The 24,390-nt window shown below is 67.1% G+C and carries 24 protein-coding genes; 11 read left to right on the top strand and 13 right to left on the bottom strand.

Features of this window, described 5'->3' with window-relative positions; genetic code table 11:
* Positions 1 to 2 precede the first annotated feature (2 nt).
* Positions 3 to 899 (bottom strand): GNAT family N-acetyltransferase, encoded by an 897-nt coding sequence (locus tag DNK52_RS01235; protein ID WP_110238752.1) that lies wholly within the window; start codon positions 897 to 899, stop codon positions 3 to 5.
* Positions 900 to 911: 12 nt separating this feature from the next.
* Positions 912 to 1,406, bottom strand: a complete 495-nt coding sequence (locus DNK52_RS01230) for an SRPBCC family protein (RefSeq protein WP_110238750.1) — start codon at positions 1,404 to 1,406, stop codon at positions 912 to 914.
* A gap of 96 nt (positions 1,407 to 1,502) precedes the next feature.
* Between DNK52_RS01230 and DNK52_RS01225 the strand changes: the two genes are divergently transcribed.
* Both DNK52_RS01225 and erpA read left to right on the top strand, forming a co-directional pair.
* Complete coding sequence (locus DNK52_RS01225; RefSeq protein ID WP_110238747.1) at positions 1,503 to 2,591, top strand: glycerate kinase family protein; 1,089 nt, start codon at positions 1,503 to 1,505, stop codon at positions 2,589 to 2,591.
* A 110-nt stretch (positions 2,592 to 2,701) separates the two neighbouring features.
* On the top strand, positions 2,702 to 3,064 hold the full coding sequence (gene erpA, locus DNK52_RS01220; RefSeq protein WP_110238745.1) for an iron-sulfur cluster insertion protein ErpA: 363 nt from the start codon (positions 2,702 to 2,704) through the stop codon (positions 3,062 to 3,064).
* Between the two features lie 90 nt (positions 3,065 to 3,154).
* On the opposite strand, the gene DNK52_RS01215 is transcribed toward erpA, so the two are convergent.
* Positions 3,155 to 3,394, bottom strand: coding sequence for a hypothetical protein (locus DNK52_RS01215; protein WP_110238743.1), 240 nt, complete (start codon positions 3,392 to 3,394; stop codon positions 3,155 to 3,157).
* 64 nt (positions 3,395 to 3,458) lie between these two features.
* On the opposite strand from DNK52_RS01215, the gene DNK52_RS01210 reads away from it, so the two are divergent.
* Positions 3,459 to 4,442: a carbohydrate kinase family protein gene (locus tag DNK52_RS01210; protein WP_110238741.1), complete on the top strand. Its 984-nt coding sequence runs from the start codon at positions 3,459 to 3,461 to the stop codon at positions 4,440 to 4,442.
* 24 nt (positions 4,443 to 4,466) lie between these two features.
* Here DNK52_RS01210 and DNK52_RS01205 read toward each other — a convergent pair whose 3' ends face one another.
* Together DNK52_RS01205 and DNK52_RS01200 are read right to left on the bottom strand one after the other, a co-directional pair.
* Positions 4,467 to 4,715 (bottom strand): sulfurtransferase TusA family protein, encoded by a 249-nt coding sequence (locus DNK52_RS01205; RefSeq protein ID WP_239455309.1) that lies wholly within the window; start codon positions 4,713 to 4,715, stop codon positions 4,467 to 4,469.
* Entirely contained in the window at positions 4,712 to 5,854 is a 1,143-nt protein-coding gene (locus tag DNK52_RS01200; RefSeq protein WP_239455308.1) for a cysteine desulfurase family protein, read from the bottom strand. Before DNK52_RS01200 ends, DNK52_RS01205 begins: the two co-directional genes overlap by 4 nt.
* A 186-nt stretch (positions 5,855 to 6,040) precedes the next feature.
* Here DNK52_RS01200 and ctaC point away from each other — a divergent pair, with 186 nt between their 5' ends.
* Genes ctaC through DNK52_RS01185 form a run of 3 tightly spaced genes read left to right on the top strand, consistent with a single transcriptional unit; the run spans position 6,041 to position 9,002 of the window.
* Complete coding sequence (gene ctaC / locus DNK52_RS01195) at positions 6,041 to 6,916, top strand: aa3-type cytochrome oxidase subunit II (protein ID WP_239455307.1); 876 nt, start codon at positions 6,041 to 6,043, stop codon at positions 6,914 to 6,916.
* On the top strand, positions 6,913 to 8,607 hold the full coding sequence (gene ctaD, locus DNK52_RS01190) for an aa3-type cytochrome oxidase subunit I (protein WP_110238737.1): 1,695 nt from the start codon (positions 6,913 to 6,915) through the stop codon (positions 8,605 to 8,607). Before ctaC ends, ctaD begins: the two co-directional genes overlap by 4 nt.
* The gene (locus tag DNK52_RS01185) at positions 8,604 to 9,002 is read left to right on the top strand and encodes a cytochrome c oxidase subunit 4 (protein WP_110238735.1); all 399 of its coding nucleotides are present in this window, start codon (positions 8,604 to 8,606) and stop codon (positions 9,000 to 9,002) included. Before ctaD ends, DNK52_RS01185 begins: the two co-directional genes overlap by 4 nt.
* An 87-nt stretch (positions 9,003 to 9,089) precedes the next feature.
* On the opposite strand, the gene DNK52_RS01180 is transcribed toward DNK52_RS01185, so the two are convergent.
* From DNK52_RS01180 to ctaE, 6 genes are all read right to left on the bottom strand, one after another.
* Entirely contained in the window at positions 9,090 to 10,118 is a 1,029-nt protein-coding gene (locus DNK52_RS01180) for an LLM class flavin-dependent oxidoreductase (protein WP_110238733.1), read from the bottom strand.
* 68 nt (positions 10,119 to 10,186) lie between these two features.
* A complete protein-coding gene (locus tag DNK52_RS01175) occupies positions 10,187 to 10,537 on the bottom strand; it encodes a tetratricopeptide repeat protein (protein WP_110238732.1) in 351 nt (116 codons plus the stop codon).
* A 151-nt stretch (positions 10,538 to 10,688) separates the two neighbouring features.
* Entirely contained in the window at positions 10,689 to 12,386 is a 1,698-nt protein-coding gene (gene qcrB, locus DNK52_RS01170) for a cytochrome bc1 complex cytochrome b subunit (protein ID WP_420812328.1), read from the bottom strand.
* Positions 12,383 to 13,453: a cytochrome bc1 complex Rieske iron-sulfur subunit gene (gene qcrA, locus DNK52_RS01165; RefSeq protein ID WP_110238731.1), complete on the bottom strand. Its 1,071-nt coding sequence runs from the start codon at positions 13,451 to 13,453 to the stop codon at positions 12,383 to 12,385. The genes qcrB and qcrA overlap by 4 nt, the downstream gene beginning before the upstream one ends.
* Positions 13,450 to 14,322 (bottom strand): cytochrome bc1 complex diheme cytochrome c subunit, encoded by an 873-nt coding sequence (gene qcrC / locus DNK52_RS01160; RefSeq protein WP_110238730.1) that lies wholly within the window; start codon positions 14,320 to 14,322, stop codon positions 13,450 to 13,452. Before qcrC ends, qcrA begins: the two co-directional genes overlap by 4 nt.
* Before the next feature lie 33 nt (positions 14,323 to 14,355).
* A complete protein-coding gene (ctaE, locus tag DNK52_RS01155; protein ID WP_110238729.1) occupies positions 14,356 to 15,006 on the bottom strand; it encodes an aa3-type cytochrome oxidase subunit III in 651 nt (216 codons plus the stop codon).
* A 156-nt stretch (positions 15,007 to 15,162) separates the two neighbouring features.
* Between ctaE and DNK52_RS01150 the strand changes: the two genes are divergently transcribed.
* A complete protein-coding gene (locus DNK52_RS01150; RefSeq protein ID WP_110238728.1) occupies positions 15,163 to 15,585 on the top strand; it encodes an Rv3143 family two-component system response regulator in 423 nt (140 codons plus the stop codon).
* Between the two features lie 6 nt (positions 15,586 to 15,591).
* The gene (gene trpD / locus DNK52_RS01145; protein ID WP_110238727.1) at positions 15,592 to 16,620 is read left to right on the top strand and encodes an anthranilate phosphoribosyltransferase; all 1,029 of its coding nucleotides are present in this window, start codon (positions 15,592 to 15,594) and stop codon (positions 16,618 to 16,620) included.
* A gap of 92 nt (positions 16,621 to 16,712) precedes the next feature.
* On the opposite strand, the gene DNK52_RS01140 is transcribed toward trpD, so the two are convergent.
* A complete protein-coding gene (locus DNK52_RS01140; RefSeq protein ID WP_162598547.1) occupies positions 16,713 to 20,456 on the bottom strand; it encodes a fibronectin type III domain-containing protein in 3,744 nt (1,247 codons plus the stop codon).
* A 182-nt stretch (positions 20,457 to 20,638) separates the two neighbouring features.
* Here DNK52_RS01140 and DNK52_RS01135 point away from each other — a divergent pair, with 182 nt between their 5' ends.
* Positions 20,639 to 20,917, top strand: a complete 279-nt coding sequence (locus DNK52_RS01135; protein WP_110238725.1) for an Lrp/AsnC family transcriptional regulator — start codon at positions 20,639 to 20,641, stop codon at positions 20,915 to 20,917.
* A 3-nt stretch (positions 20,918 to 20,920) separates the two neighbouring features.
* Here the strand turns inward: DNK52_RS01135 and DNK52_RS01130 are convergent, their stop codons facing one another.
* Entirely contained in the window at positions 20,921 to 22,726 is a 1,806-nt protein-coding gene (locus DNK52_RS01130; RefSeq protein WP_110238724.1) for a DEDD exonuclease domain-containing protein, read from the bottom strand.
* Positions 22,727 to 22,817: 91 nt separating this feature from the next.
* Here DNK52_RS01130 and DNK52_RS01125 point away from each other — a divergent pair, with 91 nt between their 5' ends.
* Entirely contained in the window at positions 22,818 to 24,095 is a 1,278-nt protein-coding gene (locus tag DNK52_RS01125) for an NYN domain-containing protein (RefSeq protein WP_110238723.1), read from the top strand.
* A gap of 88 nt (positions 24,096 to 24,183) precedes the next feature.
* Complete coding sequence (locus DNK52_RS01120) at positions 24,184 to 24,390, top strand: hypothetical protein (RefSeq protein WP_110238722.1); 207 nt, start codon at positions 24,184 to 24,186, stop codon at positions 24,388 to 24,390.

Raw genomic sequence — 24,390 nt, 5'->3', positions numbered from 1 at the left:
GCTCACAGCAGCGTGCCGTGGTGGACGTACGCCTGAGGTGGACGCAGGCCGGCCACGCCCAGGTAGCCCTGGGTGCTGACCTGCAGGCCGGCGGCGGTCGCGGTCCGCAGGGCCCACTGGTTGGCGCCGGTGACGTGGCTCTGGGTGAAGGGCTGCCCGTGGCGCTGGACGAGTGCGTCCACGAAGAGGTCGTTGGCCGTACGTCGGTCCGAGGCGGCGAGCAGCGCGATGCTCCCGTCGTGGGTCAGGTGGGCAAAACCTCGGCGTCCCGCCCGGTCCACGACGCGGAGGTCGCCGGCCGCGCCCAGGAGCTCGTGGTCGGACGCGCTGTGGGCGGCCCCGCGGGCCTGTCGCACCAGCGAAGTCATCCACTCCAGGTCGCTGCGGTGGCCGTCGCGGACCCGATCCACTCGCGGGAGATCGACGGCGTCCACCTGGCCGTGGAGGGTCATCTGGGGGTGCAGGTCGAAGCCGACGCGAATGTAGTGACGCACGGCGTTGGGGTCTGCCGACGACGAGACCATGCGGCGCAGCGTCCCGGAGGCGTACGACAGGCTCGCCTCCAGCAAGGGACGCCCGGTCCCACGCCCGCGCCACTGGGGCAGCACGGCCCAGGTGGACAGCGCCCAGAGGGTGTCGCGTCGGATCGAGGTGGCCACACCGAGCACCTCGCCGTCGCGCTCCATGACCCAGCACCCGGGCCCGTCCTCCTGCACCGCGCGTGCGGTGCGCACGTTCCACAGTTCCCGGCGTTCCGCGTCACGCCCCGGCGAGCCGTCCTGCCGGTGCTCGTCGAAGGCCAGGGCGGAGACCTGCTCGGCGGCCTCCACGTCCTCGAGACGCATCCGACGCAGCACCAGGCCGTCGCCCTGGGGTTGCACGGTGAGTCCAGCATCCATCGTGACCTTCCTTCACTCCGCCGTCTCGTCGCCCGAAGATCGGGGATATCCGCGGCGCACGGCCCGTTCCAGGAGGCCCAGTGAGGCACGCAACGCCTTCTCGTCGATGACCGGGAAGATCGGCTTCCACTTCGGGTGGGCCTGCGACCAGTCGCAGTAGGAGGTCACCCGGGTCATCGCCGGACCGATCTCCTCCAGTTCATAGCCGTACACGTGCCCGATGGGCGGCTTCAGTTCACCGTCGATCGTCCATGCGATCGCCGTCGGACGGCTCAGCTCGGTGATGTGGACCTCGACGTCGTAGGTCCCCATCGGGTAGTCGCCGAGGGATTCGCGGTCCATGTGGCCGGTGAACCACTCGCCGACCGCCCCCACCGGACGCCCGGTGACCCCCTGCAGCATGCCGCTGGAGTCGACGGCGACGTGTCCGTCGGGGTCGGTGAGGACAGCGAAGATCGCCTCGGGGGTGGCAGGAATGGTTCGGGAGGCCGAGATGCGCTCGGTCATGGTGTTCCTTCCGCAGGGTTCGACGTGGGGGAACGATCTTGTCAGCCGGAGCCACCCACGACATGGGACGCGCCCGTGGCACGGCATCATGTGGGGATGCACGTGCTGATCGCCCCCGACAAGTTCGCCGGCACCCTGACCGCGGTCGAAGCTGCCGGGGCGATCGCCGCGGGGTGGCACCGTCAGGCTCCGGTCGACACCGTCGAGCTCGTCCCGATGGCCGACGGGGGACCCGGATTCGTCGACGTACTCCACGCCTCGCTCGGAGGAGTCCTGCTCCCCGCTCTCGTCAGGGGCCCCTTCGGGACCCCGGTGGAGGCTCGAGTGCTGCTGGTGGGGGAGACCGCGTACGTCGAGTCGGCCCAGGCCTGCGGGTTGCACCTGACCGAGCGCAAGGAGCCGCAGCGAGCGACCACGTTCGGCGTCGGCGAAATGCTGCTGGCGGCCCTGGCTGCCGGGGCCCGCAGGATTGTCCTCGGAGCCGGAGGATCGGGCACCACGGACGGTGGGGCCGGGATGCTCGCCGCCCTCGGAGCCACGGCTGACGCACCGCTCGATGCCGGACCCGAGGGGTTGCGCACAGTCACCCGGGTCGACCTCGCCCCCGCCCGCGCGCGCCTCCGGGACATCGAGCTGGTGCTCGCCAGCGACGTCGACAACCCCCTGACCGGACTCTTCGGCTGCGCCAAGGTCTACGGGCCCCAGAAGGGCCTGACCGAGGAGGAGCTGGTGGCCGTGGACGCGGTGCTGGAGCGGTTCGCCGCATTCTGCGACCGACGTGTCTCCCTGGCACCAGGCGCCGGCGCCGCGGGCGGGCTCGGGTACGCCACGCTGCTGCTCGGTGGGACTCGGGAGGCGGGGCTCGACGTCGTCGCCAAGGCCGTCGGCCTCGAGCAGCGACTCCGCTCCGCGGACCTGGTGATCACCGGTGAGGGATCCTTCGACTTCTCCAGTCGCGCCGGCAAGGTGCCCTACGGTGTCGCGCAGTTGGCCAGCGCAGCTCTGCGACCCTGCATCACGGTGGCAGGTCAGGTCCTGATCGGTTCGCGGGAGATGCGGGCCCTCGGGATGGACGCCGCGTACTCGATGGTCGAGCTGATCGGTGAGGAGCGTTCCTTCGCCGACCCGAGCGGCGCCCTCACGGACCTTTCCGCCCGCGTCGCCCGGAGTTGGTCGACCTCCTGAGCGGGCCGGTCGCCCCCTCGTTGTGAGCCTGCTTTCGCCGGGAGGAGGAATCACCGGGGGTGTGAGACGATGGAACCGGTAACAACCCGACCCACCCCCTGGGAGTCAGCATGACCGAGCAGGTCGAGACCACCGAAGAGCGCCGCACCGACCAGATCAACCTCAGTGCGGTGGCTTCCACCAAGGTGCGAACCCTTCTCGAGCAGGAAGGCCGCGACGACCTCGCGCTGCGCATCTCCGTCCAGCCCGGCGGTTGCTCAGGACTGCGGTACCAGCTCTTCTTCGACGAGCGGACCCTGGACGGCGACGCTGTCACCGACTTCGACGGTGTCTCCGTCGTCGTCGACCGGATGAGTGTCCCCTACCTGAACGGCGCGATGATCGACTTCGTCGACACCATCGAGAAGCAGGGCTTCACGATCGACAACCCGAACGCCACCGGCTCGTGCGCCTGCGGCGACTCGTTCAACTGAGTCCGTAGGTCACCACCCGCAGTACAAGAAGAAGCCCCCACTCCGAGCGAGTGGGGGCTTCTGTACGTCCACAGTTGTGGACGGTGGGGCTCAGTCGAGATGCAGGTGCAGAGCATTGGCGATCCGGGCAGCTGCCGCACTGACCTGGATCTCCTGCTTGACCATTTCGCGGGGGTAGTCCTCGAAGTGGATGCTCGGCGCCGGCTCGACAGCCGCCGTGACCACTCGTTCCAAGCGGAGGGAGGACACAACCTGGCGTGCATCCGCGACCAGTTCAGGGGTCGGCGACAATTCTGCATGGGTCAGGTGTGAGCTCGGAATGAAGGTCATGTCTGGGACGCTAGGCGTTACCGATTGGTAGTGAAACCGGTACTGAACGGTAGTGTTCCGGAACATGTCACTGCTGATTGCTGGCTCCGTCGCCACCGACCATCTGATGTCCTTCGGGGGACGTTTCTCCGACTCACTGGTCGTGGACCAGTTGGACAAGTTGTCGGTCTCCTTCCTCGTCGATGACCTCGAGATCCGCCGCGGGGGATGCGCTGCCAACATCTCCTTCGGTCTCGGCAGTCTGGGACTGCGACCGGTCCTGGTCGGGGCGGTGGGGCAGGACTTCGCCGACTACCGCGCCTGGCTCGAGCGCCACAACGTGGACTGCGACTCCGTGCACGTCTCCGAGACCCGGCACACCGCGCGTTTCGTCTGCACCAACGACTCCACGATGGCTCAGATCGCGTCGTTCTACCCGGGCGCGATGAGCGAGGCCCGTGAGATCGAGCTGAAGCCGATCGTCGACCGGGTCGGGGCCCCCGACTACGTGCTCATCGGTCCGGACGACCCGGACGCGATGGTTCGTCACACCGAGGAGTGCCGCCAGCTGGGCTACCGCTTCGTCGCAGATCCGTCCCAGCAGCTGGCCTTCGGCGACGGTGACCTCATCCGCCAGTTGGTGGAGGGCGCAGACATCCTCTTCTCCAACGAGTACGAGGCCTCGTTGATCACCCAGAAGACCGGGTGGAGCGAGGCCGAGATCCTCGATCGCGTCGGCACCTGGGTGGTGACCCTGGGCGCAGCCGGTGTCCGCATCCAGAGCCGCGACGGGGAGACGCTCAGCGTTCCGGCCCTCAGTGAAGTCACGGCCGTGGAGCCGACGGGCGTCGGCGACGCCTTCCGTGCAGGCTTCCTGGCGGCTCTGGCCTGGGGTCTGGGACAGCAGCGTGCCGCTGAACTGGGCTGCTTGCTGGCCGCGCACGTGGTCGAGCGAGTCGGCACCCAGGAGTACACGCTGAGCCGCGAGTCGTTCCTCAAGCGGTGCGCGCAGGCGTACGGCGACGAGGCGACCGCCGAGCTCGCGCCGCACCTGACCGCCCTGGGCTGACTCGCACTGCAACTCCTCCGGGCGTCAGGAGGAACGACGTACGAGGTGGCGTGGCGCGCCGTCGTCGGCGAGGTCCTCACCGACGTACTCCTGACCGCGCATGCGGCACCAGGCCGGAATGTCGGTGCGAGCCGCGACGTCGCGGGTCACCACCGCCACCACGGCGCCGACAGGGACTCCCGGGAAGGCCTTGGCGAGCTCGATGACCGGCAAAGGGCACAGCATCTGACGGCAGTCCAGCTCGAGGTGGACAGGCTCCGGACGCGTGCTCACAGGCCGACCCGTGCCCGCAGCGCGGTGACCACCGAGGGAAGTGCCTCGAGGAAGCGCTCGACCTCGTCCTCGCCGGTCTCGGCATGGAGCGACAGTCGTACGTTGCCGTGGGTCAGGGCCCCCATGGCGGCGAGCACGTGCGACGGGGTGAGGCTCGAGCTCGTGCAGGCAGAGCCACTGGCGACTCCGAAGCCCAGTCGATCCAGCTCGGTGACCAGCGACTCCCCGTCGAGGTAGAGGAACGAGAACGTCACCAGGTGGGGGAGTCGGTCCTGCTCGGCACCCACGACCTCGACGTCGGGCAGCGCCGCGACGCGTGAGCGGATGCGATCAATGAGGCGGTGCTGGCGTGCGTTGACCTCGTCCCGCTCGGCCAGTACGGCCCGTAGTGACGCCGCCGCAGCGAGGGCGCCGGGTACGTTCTCGAAGCCGCTGATCCGTTCGTCGCCACGGTCGTCGCCCGGGAAGGGGTTGCGCCAACGTGACCCCTTGCGGACGAGGAGCAGTCCGATCCCGGCAGGGCCGCCCCACTTGTGGGCTGAGGCTGCGGCTGTGGCCCAGCCGTTCGGGAGGTCCAGGCGCCCGACGCTCGCGCACGCGTCCATGAAGAGCGGCACCTGCCCCAGGACCTCGGAGACCCCTTCGATCTCGTGCACGGTGCCGACCTCGTGGTTGGCGCTCTGCACCGCAGCCACCGCCACCGGGACGTCCACCGTGGCGAGGTGGCGGGCCAGCGCCGTGGCGCTGACCAGGCCCTGCGCAGTGACGGGGACCTCCGAGGTCGGCGCGTCCGCCCACCGTGCCGCGTGCAGGACCGAGGAGTGTTCGACGGCGGAGTGGACGATCAGGTCGCCCCTCCCCCGGGCGCCCCGGTGCAGCCCCAGGAGCCCGCGCTGGACGGCTTCGGTGCCGGAACTCGTGAACGAGACCTCGTCCGGGCGAAGGCTGAGGCACTCGGCCACGACCTCGCGGGCATTGTCGAGCAACATCCGCGCCCGTCGGCCGTCGTGGTGCAGTCTGCGAGGGTCCGCGAACCCTTGGTCCAGCGCGCTCAGCAGGACCTCCTTCGCAGCGGGGTGCAACGGCTCCGAGGAGGATGAGTCCAGGCTCACGCGTCGGACCGGGGGATGCTCACTCACCCCTAGAACCTAGTCGTTGAGGCTCCCTGGTGGGCCAGGGGCGGGGGTGGCTGGCGTAGCGTCCGAGGCATCAGGGGTCACGGCGACGCGCCCAGCTCGACGGAAGTGACCCTGCCTCCACTCGCCGAACGGATTCCGATAGTGTTCAGGTCTATACGTGACTGCCCTAGAGAGAGAGGCTCGTACGTGAGTCTGCAACTTCCCTCGCGCGCAGCGGCATCCGTCAAGACGGGTGCCAGAGCCGCTGTGCTGGGTCTTGGCCTGCTTGCACTCGGTGCCTGCTCAGCCGAGGACAAAGACCAGCTCGGACGTCTGGCGATGCCCATCCCGGCGTCGGAACAGGCTCCCGCCACCTACGACCTGTGGAAGTGGGCATGGGTCGCGGCCATGGTGACCGGCGTCATCGTCTGGGGCCTCCTGTTCTTCGCTGCCTGGCGTTACCGCCGTCGCAGCACGAACCTGGTTCCGGTGCAGACGCGCTACAACCTGCCGCTCGAGATCTTCTACACCGTCGCGCCGATCCTGATGGTGATCGTGTTCTTCTTCCACACGGTCCAGACGCAGAACGTGATGACCGAGATCAAGGACGACCCCGATGTGACGATCGACGTCGTCGGTCAGCAGTGGTCGTGGACCTTCAACTACACCGAGCAGGGTGAGGGGGGTCAGACCCCGTACACCGTGGGTACGACCAACGACCGTCCGACCCTGGTGCTGCCGGTCGACCAGACCGTGGCGTTCCAGTTGCACTCACCGGACGTCATCCACTCGTTCTCCATCGACGTCTTCCTGACCAAGCTGGACATCATCCCCGGGCGCGTCAACGTGCTGCAGGTGACGCCCACGCGGATCGGCGACTTCCGGGGCAAGTGCTTCGAGTTCTGCGGCGCCTACCACTCGCGCATGATCTTCGACGTGAAGGTCGTCTCCGCTGCCGACTACCAGGCGTACCTTGCTGAGCTGCAGGAGAAGGGCAACGTCGCCCCTGCTCCGCTCCTCGGTGGTTCGGCCGTGAACACGCAGCCCGGCCTCAACACTGACGCAGAAGGAGAACACTCGTGACGACTCAGGCTCACGCTGAGGCTGGCGGCACGAAGCCGCTGGGTCAGCAGGTCGTCAACCTGCTCACCACCACCGACCACAAGCTCATCGGCAAGATGTACCTGGTCACCTCGTTCGTCTGGTTCATCCTGGGTGGACTGATGGCCATGTTGATCCGCACGGAGCTCGCTTTCCCCGGTCAGCAGGTCGTCAATGACGAGCTGTACAACCAGCTCTTCACGATGCACGGCACGATCATGCTGCTGCTCTTCGCGACCCCGCTCTTCTTCGGCTTCGCCAACGTGATCATGCCGATCCAGATCGGTGCCCCTGACGTGGCGTTCCCGAGGCTGAACATGTTCAGCTACTGGCTCTTCCTCTTCGGTGGACTGATCGCGGCCTCCGGATTCCTGACCCCCTCGGGCGCAGCCGACTTCGGATGGTTCGCCTACACCCCGCTCTCCGACGCAGTGCGTTCGCCCGGCGTGGGTGGAGACCTCTGGATCATGGGTCTCTACATGGCCGGTCTGGGCACGATCCTGGGTGCGGTCAACTTCATCACCACCATCATCTGCATGCGTGCCCCCGGCATGACTATGTTCCGGATGTCGATCTTCAGCTGGAACACCCTCATCACCTCGTTGCTGGTGCTGATGGCCTTCCCGATCCTCGGTGGCGCACTGCTCTCCCTCGAGGCTGACCGACTTCTCGGTGCCCACATCTTCGACCCGTCCCACGGTGGACCGATTCTGTGGCAGCACCTGTTCTGGTTCTTCGGACACCCAGAGGTGTACATCATCGCGCTGCCGTTCTTCGGCATCGTCTCCGAGATCCTGCCGGTCTTCTCGCGCAAGCCGATCTTCGGTTACGTGGGTCTGGTTGGTGCGACCCTGGCCATCGCGATCCTCTCGGTCGCCGTGTGGGCCCACCACATGTTCGTGACAGGCGCCGTCGACCTGCCGTTCTTCTCGGGCATGACCTTCCTGATCGCGGTGCCGACCGGCGTGAAGTTCTTCAACTGGATAGGCACGATGTGGGGAGGGTCCATCTCCATGGACACTCCCATGCTCTGGACCATGGGCTTCTTGACGACCTTCCTCTTCGGTGGACTCACCGGCGTCATCCTGGCGAGCCCGCCGCTGGACTTCCACGTGTCCGACTCCTACTTCGTGGTGGCGCACTTCCACTACGTGGTGTTCGGCACGGTCGTCTTCGCCATGTTCGCCGGGTTCTACTTCTGGTGGCCCAAGTTCACCGGGCGCATGCTCGACGAGCGGCTCGGCAAGATTCAGTTCTGGCTCCTGTTCATCGGTTTCCACACCACCTTCCTGGTCCAGCACTGGCTGGGTGTCGAGGGCATGCCGCGTCGTTACGCGGACTACCTGGCGGAGGACGGCTTCACCGTGCTCAACCAGATCTCGACGGTGGGAGCCTTCCTGACGGCGATCTCCACGCTGCCGTTCCTGTGGAACGTCTACCAGTCCCGCAACGCACCGTTGGTCAACACCGACGACCCGTGGGGCTGGGGCCGCTCGCTGGAGTGGGCCACGTCCTCGCCGCCCCCGCGCCAGAACTTCCACGTGCTCCCGCGAATCCGCTCGGAGTCGCCGGCCTTCGACCTCCACCACCCGGAGCTCGCTGCTCACGACGATGACGAGGTGGCGGCTCAGCCGGTCACCGCAACGAACAAGAAGGGCGGTGGCGCTCGATGAAGGTCGAAGCCTGGATCTTCGGAATCTGTGCAGTCTTCTTCGGACTGGTGGCCCCTGCGTACTGGGTCATCACCCACGACTGGACCGGCACCTCTGCCCTCACCATGGTGTTCTTCCTGGCACTGATGGTCGCGGCCTACCTGGGTTTCCACGCCTCGCGCATGGATCCCCGTCTGGAAGACCGCAAGGACGCCGAAATCGCTGAGGGTGCCGGCGAGTACGGTTTCTACCCGCCCTACTCCTGGTGGCCCCTGTGGTGCGCCATGCCGCTCTCACTGGGCATGTTCGGTATCGCCATGGGCGCCTGGTGGCTCGTCATCATTGCCTTCGGCATCGGTATGGCCACGGCGATCGGTTGGGTGTTCGAGTACTACCGCGGTGAGTTCGCCCACTGAGGTCTGCAGTCAACGACGCAACGGGCGGGGAGAGCTGAGGCTCTCCCCGCCCGTTTTGCATGTGCACCGACGTACCCGCACGGGTCCTCAGTCCTGCAGGAGGCGCCGCACCCTGGGAGCCACCTCTTCGCCGTAGAGGCGAATGCACTCCAGGAGTTGGTCGTGCGGCATGGTGCCGTTGCTGAACTTGAGGTCGAAGCGCTGGGCACCCAGGGCCTTCAGAGCGGCCGCGATCTTGGTGGCCACCGTGTCGGGCGAGCCGACGAAGAGAGCACCGTGGTCAGCCTCGGACTCGAACTGCTCGCGGGTGGCCGGACCCCATCCGCGTTCGGCACCGATGCGGTCACGATTGGCCTTGAAGTGTGGGAAGAGTGCCTCGCGTGCCTCGTCGTCTCGTGCGGCGACGTATCCGGGGGAGTGGACGCCGATCGGCAGGGCAGGTGATCCGAACTCCTCACACGCACGCCGGTAGAGGTCGGCGTACGGCGCGAACCGCTCCGGCGCACCGCCGATGATCGCCAACATCATGGGCATCCGATGCCTCGCTGCGCGTACGACGGACTCCGGCGACCCTCCGACGCCGATCCAGGTGGGAAGGGTGCCGGCTGCGGTCTTGGGGTAGACGTGGGTGGGGTCCAGAGGTGCTCGGGTGGTCCCGCGAAAGGAGACAGGACCTTCCGTGCGCAGTGCGGAGAAGAGCTCCAACTTCTCCTCGAAGAGGGTGGCGTAGTCGGCCAGGTCGAGTCCGAAGAGGGGGAACGACTCGGTGAACGAACCACGACCGAGCGTGACCTCAGCGCGTCCGTTGGAGAGTGCGTCGAGCGTGGCGAAGCGCTCGTAGACGCGGATCGGGTCGTCCGAGCTGAGCACCGTGACAGCGCTGCCCAGCAGAATCTGCGATGTCTGCGGAGCGATCGCGGCGAGGACGACCTCAGGAGCCGTCACGGCGAAGTCGTCGCGGTGGTGCTCGCCGATGTTGAAGGCGTCGATGCCCACCTGGTCGGCCAGCACGGCCTGCGCGACGACGTCGCGGATCACCTGGTGGTGGGGGAGAGGTGTGCCGTCGGCATCGACGGTGACGTCGCCGAAGGTGTCGAGTCCGAGTTGGACGGTCATGGAATGCCTTTCGTGGGCGGCAGGTGCGCCGCCAGGGTGCGTGTGTGGGCGGCTCTGGTCCTCAGGTGTCAGGCGTCCACGCCCAGCGCGCTGGCGCGAAGGCGGTACCGCTGGGCGCCCACCTTGTCACCGGAGCGTTCGAGCGTGCGGCTCATCAACAGCGCCAGGTAGCCATTGGTGGGCTCCAGACGGAGCGCCTCCTGGGTCACCCGTGCCGCATTGTGAAGCTGGGCGGAGTGGTAGTAGCTGCGGGCCAGCAACTCGCGGACCTGGGCGTGCTCATGGGTGAGCTCGTCGACCTCCAGGAGATCTTCCAAGGCCTTGGCGGCACCCCTGTAGTCACGGTCCGCGAAACGGTCCTCGGCCCAACGCCACACGTCGTAGGGGGACTGCGCTCCGATGTGTCCGATGATGCTCATGCCGACTCCTCACTGTCGCTCACCGTTGAGAACCGAACTACTGTGGTGTTCATTCCGTGGCTGTCGACGGTGTGCGTGCCGGGACGCGCAAGAGGCCCGCCTCCCACAGGAGACGGGCCTCTTGCCACTTCAGATTGTCACCGGGTGCGGGTCAGTGGAGCTCCTTGGAGCCTTCCCCAGCGCCGACCTCGGCGTGGTCGCCGTGGTGGTGTGCCTCGTGGAAGTCCGCCGCAGTCGGCTTCTGGACGGCGGGGCCGTACCAGAACTTCGACAGCTTGGCCCGCAGACGGTTCTTGCGGGTGTCGGGGGCCGGGACGCCGTTCTCGTCGACGTCGCTTTCAGAGGTGTACGTCTTCTCCTCGTCGCGATCGCGAGCGGTGAGGGCGTACTGCTTCTCCTGCGTGTACGGCAGGTGGAGCTCCGAGAAGCCACCGTCTGCCGAGCGACTCACGACACCGGTCTCCCAACCGTGCAGCAGGCGCTCGTTGTCGTGACGCTGGAGCGAGATGCACCAACGGCGGGTGATGATGAAGGCGATGACCGGTCCGACGAACACCGCTCCACGCATGAAGTACGTGATGGCGTTGATGCTCATGTCGAACTTGATCGCGATCAGGTCGTTACCACCCGCGGCCCACATCAGGCCGTAGAAGGTCATCAGCGCGACCAGCAGTGCCGTACGCGTGGGTGCGTTGCGGGGGCGCTCGAGCAGGTGGTGCTCACGCTTGTCCCCGGTGATCCAGGCCTCGATGAACGGGAGCATCATGACGATGACCCAGAGCAGGATCGGCAGGATCAGGATCGGGAGCAGGATGTTCCAGGAGAGGGTGACCCCCCAGAACGCGGACTCCCAACCCGGGATGATGCGCAGCGCGCCGTCCGGCCAGCCCATGTACCAGTCAGGCTGCGAGCCAGCGGTGACCTTCGAGGGGTCGTAAGGGCCGTACTTCCAGAGCGGGTTGATGGTCATCAGGCCACCCATCAGGGCGGTGACGCCGAAGACGATGAAGAAGAAGCCGCCTGCCTTGGCTGCGTAGACCGGGAGCATCGGGAATCCGACGACGTTCTGCTCCGTGCGTCCGGGGCCGGGCCACTGCGTGTGCTTGTGGTAGACGAGCAGCAGCATGTGAGCCGCGATCAGGCCGAGCAGCAGGGCCGGGATCAACAGCACGTGGATGATGTAGAGACGCGGGATGATCGACTCACCCGGGAACTCGCCACCGAAGAGGAAGAACGACATGTACGTCCCGACGACCGGGGCCGCCTTCATGAAGCCGTCGGCGGCTCGTACGCCCGTGCCCGAGAGCAGGTCGTCGGGGAGCGAGTAGCCGGTGAAGCCCTCGAGCGTGCCCAGGAGGAGCAGCAGCATGCCGATGACCCAGTTGATCTCGCGGGGCTTGCGGAAGGCGCCGGTCAGGTAGACGCGCATCAGGTGGACCATCATGGAGGCGATGAAGATCATCGCGGCCCAGTGGTGCATCTGGCGCATCAGGAGACCGCCACGGATGTCGAACGAGATGTCCATGGTCGAGACCATGGCCTCGCTCATGTAGACGCCCCGGAGCTGCTCGTACGAGCCCTGGTACGCGACCTCGTTCATGCTGGGGACGAACCACAGGGTCAGGAAGACGCCGGTGAGCAGCAGGGTGACGAAGCTCCACAGAGCGATCTCGCCCAGCATGAACGACCAGTGGTCGGGGAACACCTTGCGGATGTTCTTCTTCATCATGCTGCCGATGCCCAGGCGTTCGTCGGCCCAGTTCGCAGCACCCCCCAACTTCGAGGGCTTCGCCGGAGTGGCGGCAGCGGTGGCGTTGCTCTTCGCCACCTTGGTGGTGTCGACACTCACTTCGAGTCACGCTCCCAGTAGCTCGGACCGACGGGTTCGGTGAAGTCGCTCTGCGCGACGAGGTAACCCTCGCCGTCAACTGCGATCGGCAGCTGCGGGAGGGCGCGGGCTGCGGGGCCGAAGACCACGCGTCCGCTGTCGGCCAGGTCGAAGGTCGACTGGTGGCACGGGCAGAGCAGGTGGTGGGTGGTGCGCTCGTTCAACGAGATTGGGCAACCGACGTGGGTGCAGATCTTGGAGTAGGCGACGATGCCGTCGACGGTCCAGTTCTCGCGGCCCCTGCCGTGCGTGATGTCGTCGGGCTCCATGCGCAGGAGGATGAGCGACGCCTTCGACTTGCCGACCTGGACGTCGACACCGTGCAGGATGTGGTTGCCCCGCTCGTCGGTGGCGAGCAGGATCTCGGGCTGGCAGTTCACCAGGTCACCGACCTGCAGCTCGGAAGCCAGGATCGGGGTGCCGATGACGTCGCGCACGATGCGCTCGCCCTTCTTCCACAGCGTGTGTTCCAAGCCCTTGCCCCGCTCGGGGTCGACCACGTCCTTGGGCAGCGGGCCGAGGTCGCGCAAGAGCACGACGGCCGGGAGGCCCAAGGCTGCGACGGCGCCGAGGAGCGAGTTGCGGACGAGGGGTCGTCGCGAGATGCCGGACTCGGCGATGCCCAGCTCCAAGGACGCCAGGACGTCCTCGCGGTCCTCGGGGGAGGAGACGGCTGGGTGGCGCTGTTCCGAGATCTCGTGGTCGCCCATGAGTTTGCGGGCCCACTGGATGATGCCGACACCGATGAGGAGGAGCGCCATGCCCAGGGTCACGCCCAGGGCAGCCGTGGACGCTCCGAAGCCCATGAAGACGTCCCAGTCCTCACCGATCTCGAGGGTGAAGTAGGCGACCACGAAGAGGATCGCGAAGACGATCGAGGTGATGAAGAAGGCGGCGACCTGACGCTCAGCGCGCTTGGCGGCCTTCTCGTCGAGGTCGGTGGGGCGCCACTGGTGGGCGGGCAGGCCCGGGTCCGCGATGGGCTCCGCCTCGGCCTGCTCGTGCGGGGTGATCTCGTTGGGGCTCACGCTTCCACCTTGTCCTTCGTAGAGCGCGTCGTGTGCGCCGCGATCCACACTGCGAAACCGACCAGGCCGCCGATACCGATGAGCCAGCCGAACAGGCCTTCGGAGACCGGGCCGAGCCCGCCCAGCGTGAAGCCGCCGTACTCGGGCTGGTCCTCGATGGCGCGGAGGTAGGCGATGACGTCCCGCTTCTGCTCGGGCGACAGGTTGCCGTTGGAGAAGTTGTCCATCGACTGGGGGCCGGTCAGCATGGCCTGGTAGATGTGCTTCGACTCGACGCCCTTGAGCGACGGGGCGTAGCCACCTTCGGGCATGGCGCCACCCTGGCCGTTGAAGTTGTGGCAGGCGGTGCAGTTGGTGAGGAAGATCTGGCTTCCGCGGGCCACTGCGGCGACGCGCTCTTCTTCACTGAGGTCGTCGATGCTGTAGTCCTCCGGGGACGGGATCGCCGGGCCGGGGCCCAGGCTCGCCACGAAGGCTGCCATGGCGGCAATCTCCTCGTCGTTGTAGAGGACTTCCTTGCGCGGCGCCTGCTGCTCGGGGCGGGCCATCGGCATCCGGCCGGTGTCGACCTGGAAGTCGACCGCGGCGGCACCCACACCCACGAGGCTGGGGCCCTTGATCTGGCCCTCTCGCTGGGTGCTGACGCCCTCGCCGTTCTTGCCGTGGCACGACGAACAACCCACGAGGAAGAGCTCACGCCCCTGCTGGATGAGTTCAGCGTCGGTCTTGGTCTCCTGCGCGGTGGCAGGGGAGAAGGCCGTGTACAGCCCACCGGTCATCAAGAGACCGATCAGGAGCACGGAGAGTCCCGCGAGCGGGCCCCGGCGATGCCGGGAAAGCCGTCCGGCGGTGCGGTTCAGGAAACGCAATTGTCTAAATCCTCTTCAGATCCGGATCGGGACTTACTGGATGAGGTAGATCGCCGCGAAGAGCGCGATCCACACCACGTCGACGAAGTGCCAGTAGTAGGACACGACGATCGCGCTGACTGCCTGCTCGTGCGTGAAGCGACGCGCCACGTAGGTGCGCCCCAGGACGAAGAGGAAGGCAACGAGGCCGCCGATCACGTGGATACCGTGGAAGCCGGTGGCGAGGTAGAACGCCGACCCGTAGGCCGAGTCCTGGATGGTCACTCCGTGGTGCACCAGTTCGACGTACTCCAGCGCCTGTCCTGCGACGAAGACGGCACCCATGACGTAGGTCAGGATGAACCACTCGCGCAGGCCCCAGAGCTTGACGTTGAACAGTGCCCCGGTGCGTCCGACCTGTCCCCGCTCGGCGGCGAAGACGCCGAGCTGGCAGGCGACAGAGGACAACACGAGGATGGTCGTGTTGCCGAGGGCGAACGGCACGTTGAGCAGCGCCGTCTCCTGTGCCCACAGTTCGGGGCTCGCAGCGCGAATCGTGAAGTACGACGCGAACAGAGCCGCGAAGAACATCAACTCGCTTGCGAGCCAAACGATCGTACCCACGCTGACCATGCTGGGTCGGTCGTGCTGCCCGTGAAGTCGGGATGCCGGAATAGCCGTCGTTGCAGTCGCCACGGTGATCATTATGTAGGTAGTCGGGAAGAAGGGCACCTCCACCCCCGTAGTTTGGGCCGGGCGAGTCGTGTGCTGGCCGATTTCCCGGCTTCGCGTGCCCCTCGGACGCTGCTCAGGGGCGCACTCGCGGGCTCCCCGGTGGCCGGGAGCGGTACAGTCGGCGACGTGACTGACACGACAGCCTCGACGCCCGCCTCGCTGAGGGTCCTTGTCTACTCGGACGACATCGACACCCGGCAGCAGGTCATCCTCGCCCTCGGCCGCCGGCCGCACCCGGACCTGCCCGAGTTGGAGTACGTCGAGGTCGCGACCGAGCCCGTCGTCATCCAGAACATGGACGCTGGGGGGATCGCTCTGGCCATCCTCGACGGAGAGGCCGTGCCCGCTGGTGGCATGGGGATCGCCAAGCAGTTGAAGGACGAGATCCACGCCTGCCCGCCGATCCTCGTGCTCACCGGTCGCCCCCAGGACGCCTGGCTCGCCACCTGGTCGAGGGCCGAGGCGGCGGTGCCACACCCGCTCGACCCGATCCACCTGGCCGAGGTTGCCGTGGGGTTGCTCCGGGGCAACGTCGCGGTCACTGCCTGATCCGTGATGGGCAACTCATGGCCTGAACTGCTCTCCGCCCTCGTCTCCGGTCAGGATCTCTCGACGGCCGAGACCGTGTGGGCGATGAAGGAGATCCTTGACGGAGCAGCGACCCCGGTGCAGATCGCGGGTTTCGCGGTGGCCCTGCGGGCCAAGGGCGAGACCGTCGACGAGGTGCTGGGTCTCTCCGACTCGATGCTCACGGCCGGCAACGCCATCGCCGTTCCCGGTCGCCTGCTCGACATCGTCGGCACCGGGGGAGACCGATCGATGTCGGTCAACATCTCCACCATGTCGGCCATCGTGGCGGCCGCGGCTGGCGCCAAGGTGGTCAAGCACGGCAGCCGCTCGGCTTCGTCGGAGTGTGGCTCGGCGGACGTCCTCGAGGCGCTCGGCGTACGGCTCGACCTCCCGATCCAACGGGTGGCGGAGATCGCGGACGAGGTCGGGATCACCTTCTGCTTCGCGGTGGCCTTCCATCCGGCCATGCGCCACGCGGCGGTGCCGCGTCGCGAATTGGGCATCGGCACCACCTTCAACTTCCTGGGACCGCTCTCCAACCCGGCCCGGCCCGCCGCGCAGGCCATTGGCTGTGCCGATGAGCGGATGGCGCCGATCATGGCCGAGGTGTTCGCCCGACGCGGACTCGACGCGTGGGTCTTCCGCGGCGACGACGGCCTCGACGAACTGACGATCACCACCACCTCCCGGGTCTGGGTGGTCGAGGGCGACCGCGTGGTGGAGCACCGCATCGACCCGCGCGACTACGGGATCGAGTACAGCCCGGCAGATGAGCTGCGCGGCGGGTCGCCCGCGGTCAATGCCGAGGCCGTACGCCGCTTGCTGGCTGGCGACCGGGGGGCGGTGCGCGACGCCGTGCTGCTCAATGCCGGCGCTGCGCTCGCTGTGCACTCACCCGTGGGTGAGGGTCTCGAGGAGCGGCTGCGCCACGGGATCGCCGAGGCGCGCAGGGTCATCGACGACGGATCCGCCGCGCAACTGTTGGAGCGTTGGGTGGCAGCGACCGCGCAGTAGGGGACTGCTGCGGCTGCTTGAGTCGCGAAACTGCAATGCACGAACCGGCCTCGCTCCCGTAGGAGCGAGGCCGGTTCTGTGTCAGCACCAGGTCACTTGACGCGCAGCACGACCTTCTTCGACTTGGACTTGTTGATCTTCGAGGTGCCCTTGAAGTACAGACGGAGCACGTGCTTGCCCTTCTTCAGGCTCTTGGGCAGCTTGATGGTGATGCGGCCCTTGTGCCTCGTCTTCACCTTGACCGACTTGATGGTCTTCTTGCCGCGCTTCACCTGGACGGTGCCGGTGGGGCTCTTGGTGGTTGCGACCTTCAAGGTGGCGGTCACGGTGACCTTCTGACCCCGCTTGACGCTCTTCTTGGAAAGCTTCGCAGCGATGGTGGAGCTGGCCTTGGGCACCTTCACCCGGGCGGATGTGCTGGTGCTGGAGCCACCGTCGGTGGCGGTGCCGGTCGCCCGGACCTGGAGCCACGTGGTGGCGTCGGCCAACTGCACGGTGTACGAGGCGGCGGTGGCCCCCTTGATCGCCTTGCCGTTGCGCAGCCACTGGTACGTGGTCTTCAACTTCGCCGGCCACTCAGGCGCAATCGCCGTGACTTTGCTCCCGACGCGTGCCTTGCCGGTGACCTTCGGTGGAGCCAACGCAGTCAGGTCGACCACGACCTTGAAGCTGCTCGTGGCAGTGCTCAGAGTCTTGCCGGTGCCATCGAGTGCAGTGACGCTCCAGGTGTGCAGTCCGCTGCCCATTGCCTTGTAGGGGGCGAAGGCGGTGGCTCCGGTGGAGAAACTCTCGACCCGCTTGCCGGCAGCCGTGCTCACCTCCACCTTGTAGGTGGCCGCACCCGGTACGGCCCGCCACGTGAGCATGGTGCCGTTCGCGTCCTGGATGCTGCCCGCCGTGGGCGAGGTCAGCTGGACGGCTTCGGCAGCCACGTTGAACCTGACGGCCGGGGACCAGGCGCCGTTGTTGCCGGCAGAGTCAATCTGGCGGACCCTCCAGTGGTAGTCGTTGCCGACCGGGAGTGATGACGTCCACGCGTAGGCGGTCGTCCACACCTTGGTGCTGAAGAGTCGCTTGGTCGGTGAGAACTGGGCGTCTCGGGCGACCTCGATCTCGTAGCGTCCCGCGAATCCGGCGGTGGACCACCGGAACGGTGTCGTGGGACTCACAGTCGAGCTGCGCGCCGGCGTGGTCGGCGTCGGGACTGCGGAGCTCTTCGTGAACGATCCCACCGACGAACTCAGTTCGTTGCCCGAGACGTCCACGGCAGCCACCCGCCAGTAGAGCTTGCCCTCGGGGTAGAGGGTGCTGAAGGCGGTATAGGTCGGTTGGTCCACGAGCCTGTTGTCGACCAGGTTGGTGAAGGTCGGGTCAGTGGCCACGCGGATCCGGTACTGCATGGCGCTCTGGTTGCCCTTCTCCTGCTTCGTCCCGGCCGCGAACGAGGTTGCCCGGTTGCTGTCGAAGTAGTCGCGCCACGAGAAGGTGACCTCGGTGGATCCCACCGTCACGTTGCCGGGTGAGGTCAGCTGCACGGTGGGGGAGATCTTGCGGAAGGCGTTCTTGGCCAGACTCGTGGAATTGGACACTGGATCCGGAGCGCAGACGCCTGCGGTCTTGCAAGGACGGATGTGCCAGTAGTAGGGGACCCCGGAGGTGTTGTCGGCCAGCGTCGGGTTGGTGTTGGCAAACGTGTATGCGTACTTGGTGCTGTAACTGGCCGGGATGCGCTTGGGCTCGGTCAGGTTGGTGAAGTTGGCGTCCTGGGAGACGTAGACCCCGTAGAACGAGTAGTCACTGCTCGGATCCCAGGAGAAGACCGGCGTGGTCGGCACCTGGGGGCATCCGGCGCCGGCAAGAGTGGCGGCGCAGCCACCGCCGCCCTCCAAGGTCTTGCCGTCGATGGCGATCCGCTGCCCGGTGACCTCCTCGAAGTCCGCGATGCGCACCGTGTTGGCGCTCGAGCGACGGATGCGCCGGTTGTCGGCGTCATACGACTCGACCCGCCAGTAATACGTGCCGGGCACCATGACGCGCGTCCCGGTGTCCGTGACCGTGGGGTAGTGGAGGTCCTTGCCGAACGACTCATGGCGCTCGGGGGTCCAGTAGAAGTTGGTGCCCTCGTCACCCATCCACACCCGGTAGTGGTCGGCGTCCGGGTCCGGGACCCAGGAGAGCTGGGGAGCCCGCATGGAAGGGGCGTCCGAGGCGATGCCGGTCAGAGCCGTCAGCGGCGGCTGCGATGTGGTGACGGGGTCAGCCTCCGGTGCGAGGCGGAAGCCCCGGGTCTCACGGCCGGACTCCTCTCCGCTTGCAGCAACGGCTGTCAGGTCCCACTCGAAGGGGCCGTCGGCGGGGTCGAGCTTGACCCCGACCGGAGTCCAACTGGTGGCATAGGTGGTACCAGAGGCGACGCGATTGCCGTTCTTGTCCCGCACCTCGATCTTGTATTGATCGGTCGGGAGGGCTGCCTTCCAGGAGAAGGTGGGGGTCTTGACGTCTGTCTCACCGTTCTCGGGGCTGACGGACTCGAACATTTCCGGGTCCCACACGAACCGCTGGGTGGGGGAGTAGATGCCCTGGATCCCGTCCTTGCTGAACGGCTTGTCCATGGGACGCACCCTCCAGTAGTAGACGATCCCCTCCTGGATGCGGCACTTCTCGTCCGTCGACTCCTTGAGCGGCGGCTTAGCAGCGAAGACCGCGTTCTTCGGTGTGTAGGTGGTCCCGGCCACGTTGCAGGTCGTCACCTTGGGTGATGCGAAGCCAGGAGTGGTGTCGAGCTGGAGTTGGTAGTGGCTGGCGTGACGCACCGGCGTCCACTGCAGGTAGGGCGAGAGATCCGTGATAGTGAAGAGCGGGTTGAGGTTCGGGTTGGGGTTCGTCCCGGACTGCTTGGGGAAGACCGGCTGCGGCCGGTCGGGCCACTCCCGCTTGAAGTTGTAGCGGGACTCCGACCACTGCGAGGGCGCGCCGGCCGCGTCGACGGAGCGGACGCGCCAGTAGTACTGGTCGTTGTCGTAACCGGTGGGTGGCGAGTAGCGCGTACCGGTGATCTTGGTCCGGCTGTCGATGATGTCGGTGCGCTCGAAGGTGCGGTTGGTGGCGACCTCGAGCTCGTAGTACTTGGCTCCGGAGACCGGGCTCCAGTCGAGGACGACGTCCTGGACGGATTCGTCCGGGCTGTTGACCGGCGAGACCAAGGCAGGCGCCGCGAGCTGGAGCACCGTGAAGGTCCGCGTCTCGGAGGGACGCGAGAGGATGCCTCCGGTGGTGGTGGCGGTGACCCGCCAGTGCCAGGTGCCCGGAGCCAGCGGTTCGGTCGGCATCGTGGACGTGATGCCCGTGGTGAGGCTCTGGGCGCCGATGAAGTCGCTGGCGTCGTCGATCTCGACCTTGTACGACTTCGCGCCGGGGACCTCGCTCCACTGCAGGAGCGGTACGTCCTCGGGCTGTTGGAGCTGGGCGCGGGGGGCCGGAGCCACCAGTGTGGGGGTCTGGGGGTCGGGCACGGCGACCTGCTCGCGAGGGCTCCACTCGGAGAGGTCGCCGCTCGTCGACACTGAGCGCACCCGCCAGTAGTTGGTGCCCGGGAGCAGCGTCGTGTGCGGGACAGCTCGGTTGTTCGCGGTGGTGGTGGTGAACTCCGGAGAACCGAAGCTGCTGTCGTTGTCGACCTGCACGGTGTAGTGGCTCGCGCTCCGGGCGCGCTGCCAGGAGAGCACCGTGGTGGTGCTGTCAGTCTGCTGTGCGGCGAGTCCGCCGGGGACCGGTGGGGCGGAGTGAGCGCCGGGAACGGTGCTCCCCAGGGCTGCGACCACGGCCAGCGAAATCATCGCGCTGAGTCGTGTTCTGCGTGCAAGCGTGGGTGCCATGTGGAGTCTCCCGTGTCTTCCTGTTCCGGACCGCACGAGCCTAGGCCCGTTGGTGAGGATGGCGCGGTGGAATCAGGGAGCATGACCCGAAGTGACTAGGCCGAGCTGCGATCGCCCGATGAGCACTTCGCTACGGTGTCCCCATGATCACCGCCATCGTGTTCGTGAAGGCTGACGTCGCTCGTATCCCGGAGGTCGCTGAGGCGATCGCCGCGCTGGAGGGGATCAGCGAGGTCTACTCGGTCACCGGCGGGATCGACCTGATCGCGCTCGTTCGCGTAAGGAACCATGACGAGATCGCCGCTGTCGTCGCGGACCGACTCAACAAGGTGCCTGGGGTGAGCGAAACCGAGACGCACATAGCCTTCCGGGCGTATTCCAAGCACGACCTCGAATCGGCCTTCTCGATCGGCCTCGACTGAGCTTCACCGTGCCGGTCGGTGGAGCGTGCCTGGCAGGCGTTGCTCATCGAAGGGCACGACCGCACGACGTGACTCCTCGATCGCCTCGTGGATGTTCACATGACGTCCGGCGCCGTCCGTGGGACAACTCCACTCACCGACCACGTCGACGAGGCGTATGCCGGGTTGTTCCAGCCATCGAAGCATCTCCTCGGACTCCTCGCGAGCGCCAGCGGGCAACCCGGCTGCGGGGGCGTCCACCGTCTCGGCGCTTGCCACGAGTCCGTCGACCCAGGTCGGGGCGTGCGCGCCCGGCGGGATCACTCCCGCAGCGGCCAGTCGCCCGTACCTGATCACGTGGACGGCCCACCGTCCGTCGTCCTCGCGCCTGGCGGCCACGAGTTGGGCGCAGCGGGCGAAGGCTCGCAGACGCTGGGAGCGGGCGGCGGAGCGTACGAAGGTGGAGAGTCGATCGCGGTGTTGGCCGGCCTCCTCGAATCGTTCTCCCTCTGCACAGGCAGTCATGCGGGATTCCAGTGCCTTGATCACTGGGGTCGGGTCACCGTTGAGGGTGGCACCCACACGGTCGACGAGCGCTGCGTACGCCGCCGTGTCGCTCGAACCGTCGCAGGGGGAGAGGCAGCGCCCCATCTGGGCCAGGGCGCAGGCTGAGCGTGAAGGTGCGAGCGGCAACCGGCCGGAGCACTGACGCAGCGGAAAGGCCTCGTGCAGGGCTGCCATGCACTCCTCGGCCACCCTGCGCGATGAGAAGGGCCCCAGGAGTTGGGTGCGGTCGTCCTTCACCCGGCGGACGAGGGAGAGTCGCGGCCAGTGCTCACGGGTCAGGGTGATGAAGTGGGTCTTCTCGGGAAACTTGGAGCGGCGATTGAAGTGTGGCTTGTGGGTCGCGATGAGGCGCAACTCACGGACTCGGGCCTCCAGGACCGTGGCGCACTCGATTGCGGCCACCTCTTGGGTCAGGGTGATCATCTCGCCCATCCGGCTGCGGGTCTCCGAGGCCGTGAAGTAGGTGCGTACCCGTTGGCGCAGGTTGCCGGACGTGCCGACGTACAGCACTCGTGCGCCCGAATCCTTGAAGAGGTAGACACCCGGAGCCTGCGGCAGGGCATCCGCCAGATGGCGCTTGCGGCGTTGGGCGGATGAGACCTTGGCGCTGAAGGTCCGCAACTCCTCAAGGGTGTGGACACCCTGGTCGCCCAGGCGCTCCATCAGGCCGTGCAACACGTCCACGGTGGCCCGGGCATCAGCGAGGGCGCGGTGGTTCGGCGTCGTGGAGGCCGAGAAGAGAGCGGCCAGGCTCGACAACTTGCAGTTCGGCGTCTCGTCGCGGGTCACCACACGTCGAGCGATCTTGGCGGTGTCGAGCACCTCGAAGGGTGGCCAGGGCCGTTCCTGCTCGTGGGCGAAGTGCTTGAGGAAGCCGACGTCGAAGGGCGCGTTGTGTGCCACCAGGACGGTGCCTGCCGCGAACTCCAGGAATGCAGGCAGCGCTGCGTCGATGGAGGGGGCGTCGATGACCATCGTGTTCTTGATGCCCGTCAGGACCTCGATGAACGGCGGGATGGCGGAGTGCGGATTGACCAGTGTCTGGAACTCGCCCAGGACCTCACCTCCACGCACCTTCACGGCTCCGATCTCGGTGATCATCGAGCCGCCCGCGGGGGAGCCGCCGGTGGTTTCGAGGTCGACCACCGTGAAGGTCAGCTCTCGCAGTGGACGCCCCAGGTCGTCGAAGCCACGTTGGGACTCCCAGCGAGAAGGAGTCTGACCCTTCTGGAAACGGTCCGCGCCGTGTACTGCAACACTCATGCCACCTGACGTTAGGCAGCACCACCGACAATTGCGGTCAGGCGCGCACGACCCGTCGGAGCGAGACCCGGACCGGTGAAGGGATGGACTGATGCAGGAAACGCCATCGCCCTCGCTGTCTGAGTTGCCGGAGGAGGTCCGCACGCGTCTGGCCACCGTGGTCGCCGAGGTCTTGCCGAGTGTGGGGTCCCTGCCCGTCGGGCTGCGCAAGGTGGCCGCCTTCGATTCTCGGCGCAGGGCCCGCCTGGGACGTGGCGCCGTCCTCACGGCGCTCGAGGACGAGGAGTTCCGCTCTGCGGCTGCCGTCCAGGTGGCTGACGCCCGTCCGGACTGGGCCGCTCAACCGGACGCGCTCGCCCCCGTGGACCGGACAGCCGCTGCGTGGTTGTTGCAGGCCGACGGCTGGCAGAGTGCAGTGGCTGAGCACCTCATCACTGTCTCGGCCGCTGGTGAGGCGTCGCGGGAGCGTGAGCTCGAGCAGGTGCGCGGACAACTCGCCCGGGCCCAGGAGGGTGCCCGTGTCGCGGCCGAGGAGCACCGTGCCCAGATGGAGAAGTTGCGAGCCGAGAACGCACTGGTCCGTCAGCGTCTGGGGGAGGCACGGGCGCAGGTCCGTGCACTGGACCAACAGGTGCGGGAGACCGTGGGGGACCGTGAAGAGGCGGTGTCGAGCACTCGAGCTGAACTCACCCGGGTGGAGAAGGAGTTGCGACAACTACGTGCCCAGGCGGCTCAGCTGGCCGCGGGCAGCGCCGCCGAACAGCGCGCACGCAAGCGGATGCGTGCCGATGAGTCCGTACGCGCTCGGGTACTCCTCGAGACGCTGCTGGACGCAGCCGTGGGGCTGCGCCGCGAGTTGGCTCTGCCGCCCGTCGCGGGCCTGCCCGCAGATGCCGTCGACGAACGACACCGGGTCTCCGACTCCGATGCCCTGCCCACGGGCGTCGGGGGAGTGCCGGAGTCGCAGGTGCTGCCGCACGTGCTGGCGATGCCGCGGGCTCGACTGCTGGTGGACGGCTACAACGTCAGCAAGTCCGCGTGGCCCGACTCGACGCTGGAAGCCCAACGGATCCGGCTGTTGGGTCTCCTGGCGCCACTGGTGGCGCAGAGTGGAGTGGAGACCACGGTCGTCTTCGACGGACAGGGGAGCACCCATCGCCCGCCGGTGAACGCGCCACGCGGCATCAAGGTGGCTTTCAGCCCCCACGGTGTGATCGCCGACGACGTCCTGGCCGACTACGTCGAGGCGGAGCCCGAAGGGCGCGTCGTGGTGCTGGTGACCAGTGACCAGGCACTCGCAGGGCGTGCCCGGCGCCTGGGCGCGCGAGTGGTCGGATCGACGACCCTGGTTGAACTTCTCGCTCGTTGACCCTGTGGCCGAGCAGCCCTGAACGCCGACACGCCGCGTGGGCTCGTCTCGGGGCAACTTGTCGGTGGTCCCTGTTTGAGTCCCTGTCATGACCACGAGAATCGACTGTGACACCTGTCTGGTCCGCGGGCTGCACTGCCACGACTGTGTGGTGACGGTGCTGCTGGGCCCACCCTCCGAGTTGGCGTTCGAGGACGACGAACGCGCTGCCCTCGACGTCCTGGCCATGGGAGGACTGGTGCCACCGCTGCGCATGGTGCAGTCGGTGCCCGGGGTCGTCGTCGACTCCGCGTGA

It is taken from the genome of Nocardioides gilvus, assembly GCF_003194605.1.
GTDB classification, from domain to species: Bacteria; Actinomycetota; Actinomycetes; order Propionibacteriales; family Nocardioidaceae; genus Nocardioides; species Nocardioides gilvus.
Note: the sequence above shows the minus strand (reverse complement) of the source record. Positions and strands in the feature narration are given on the sequence as shown.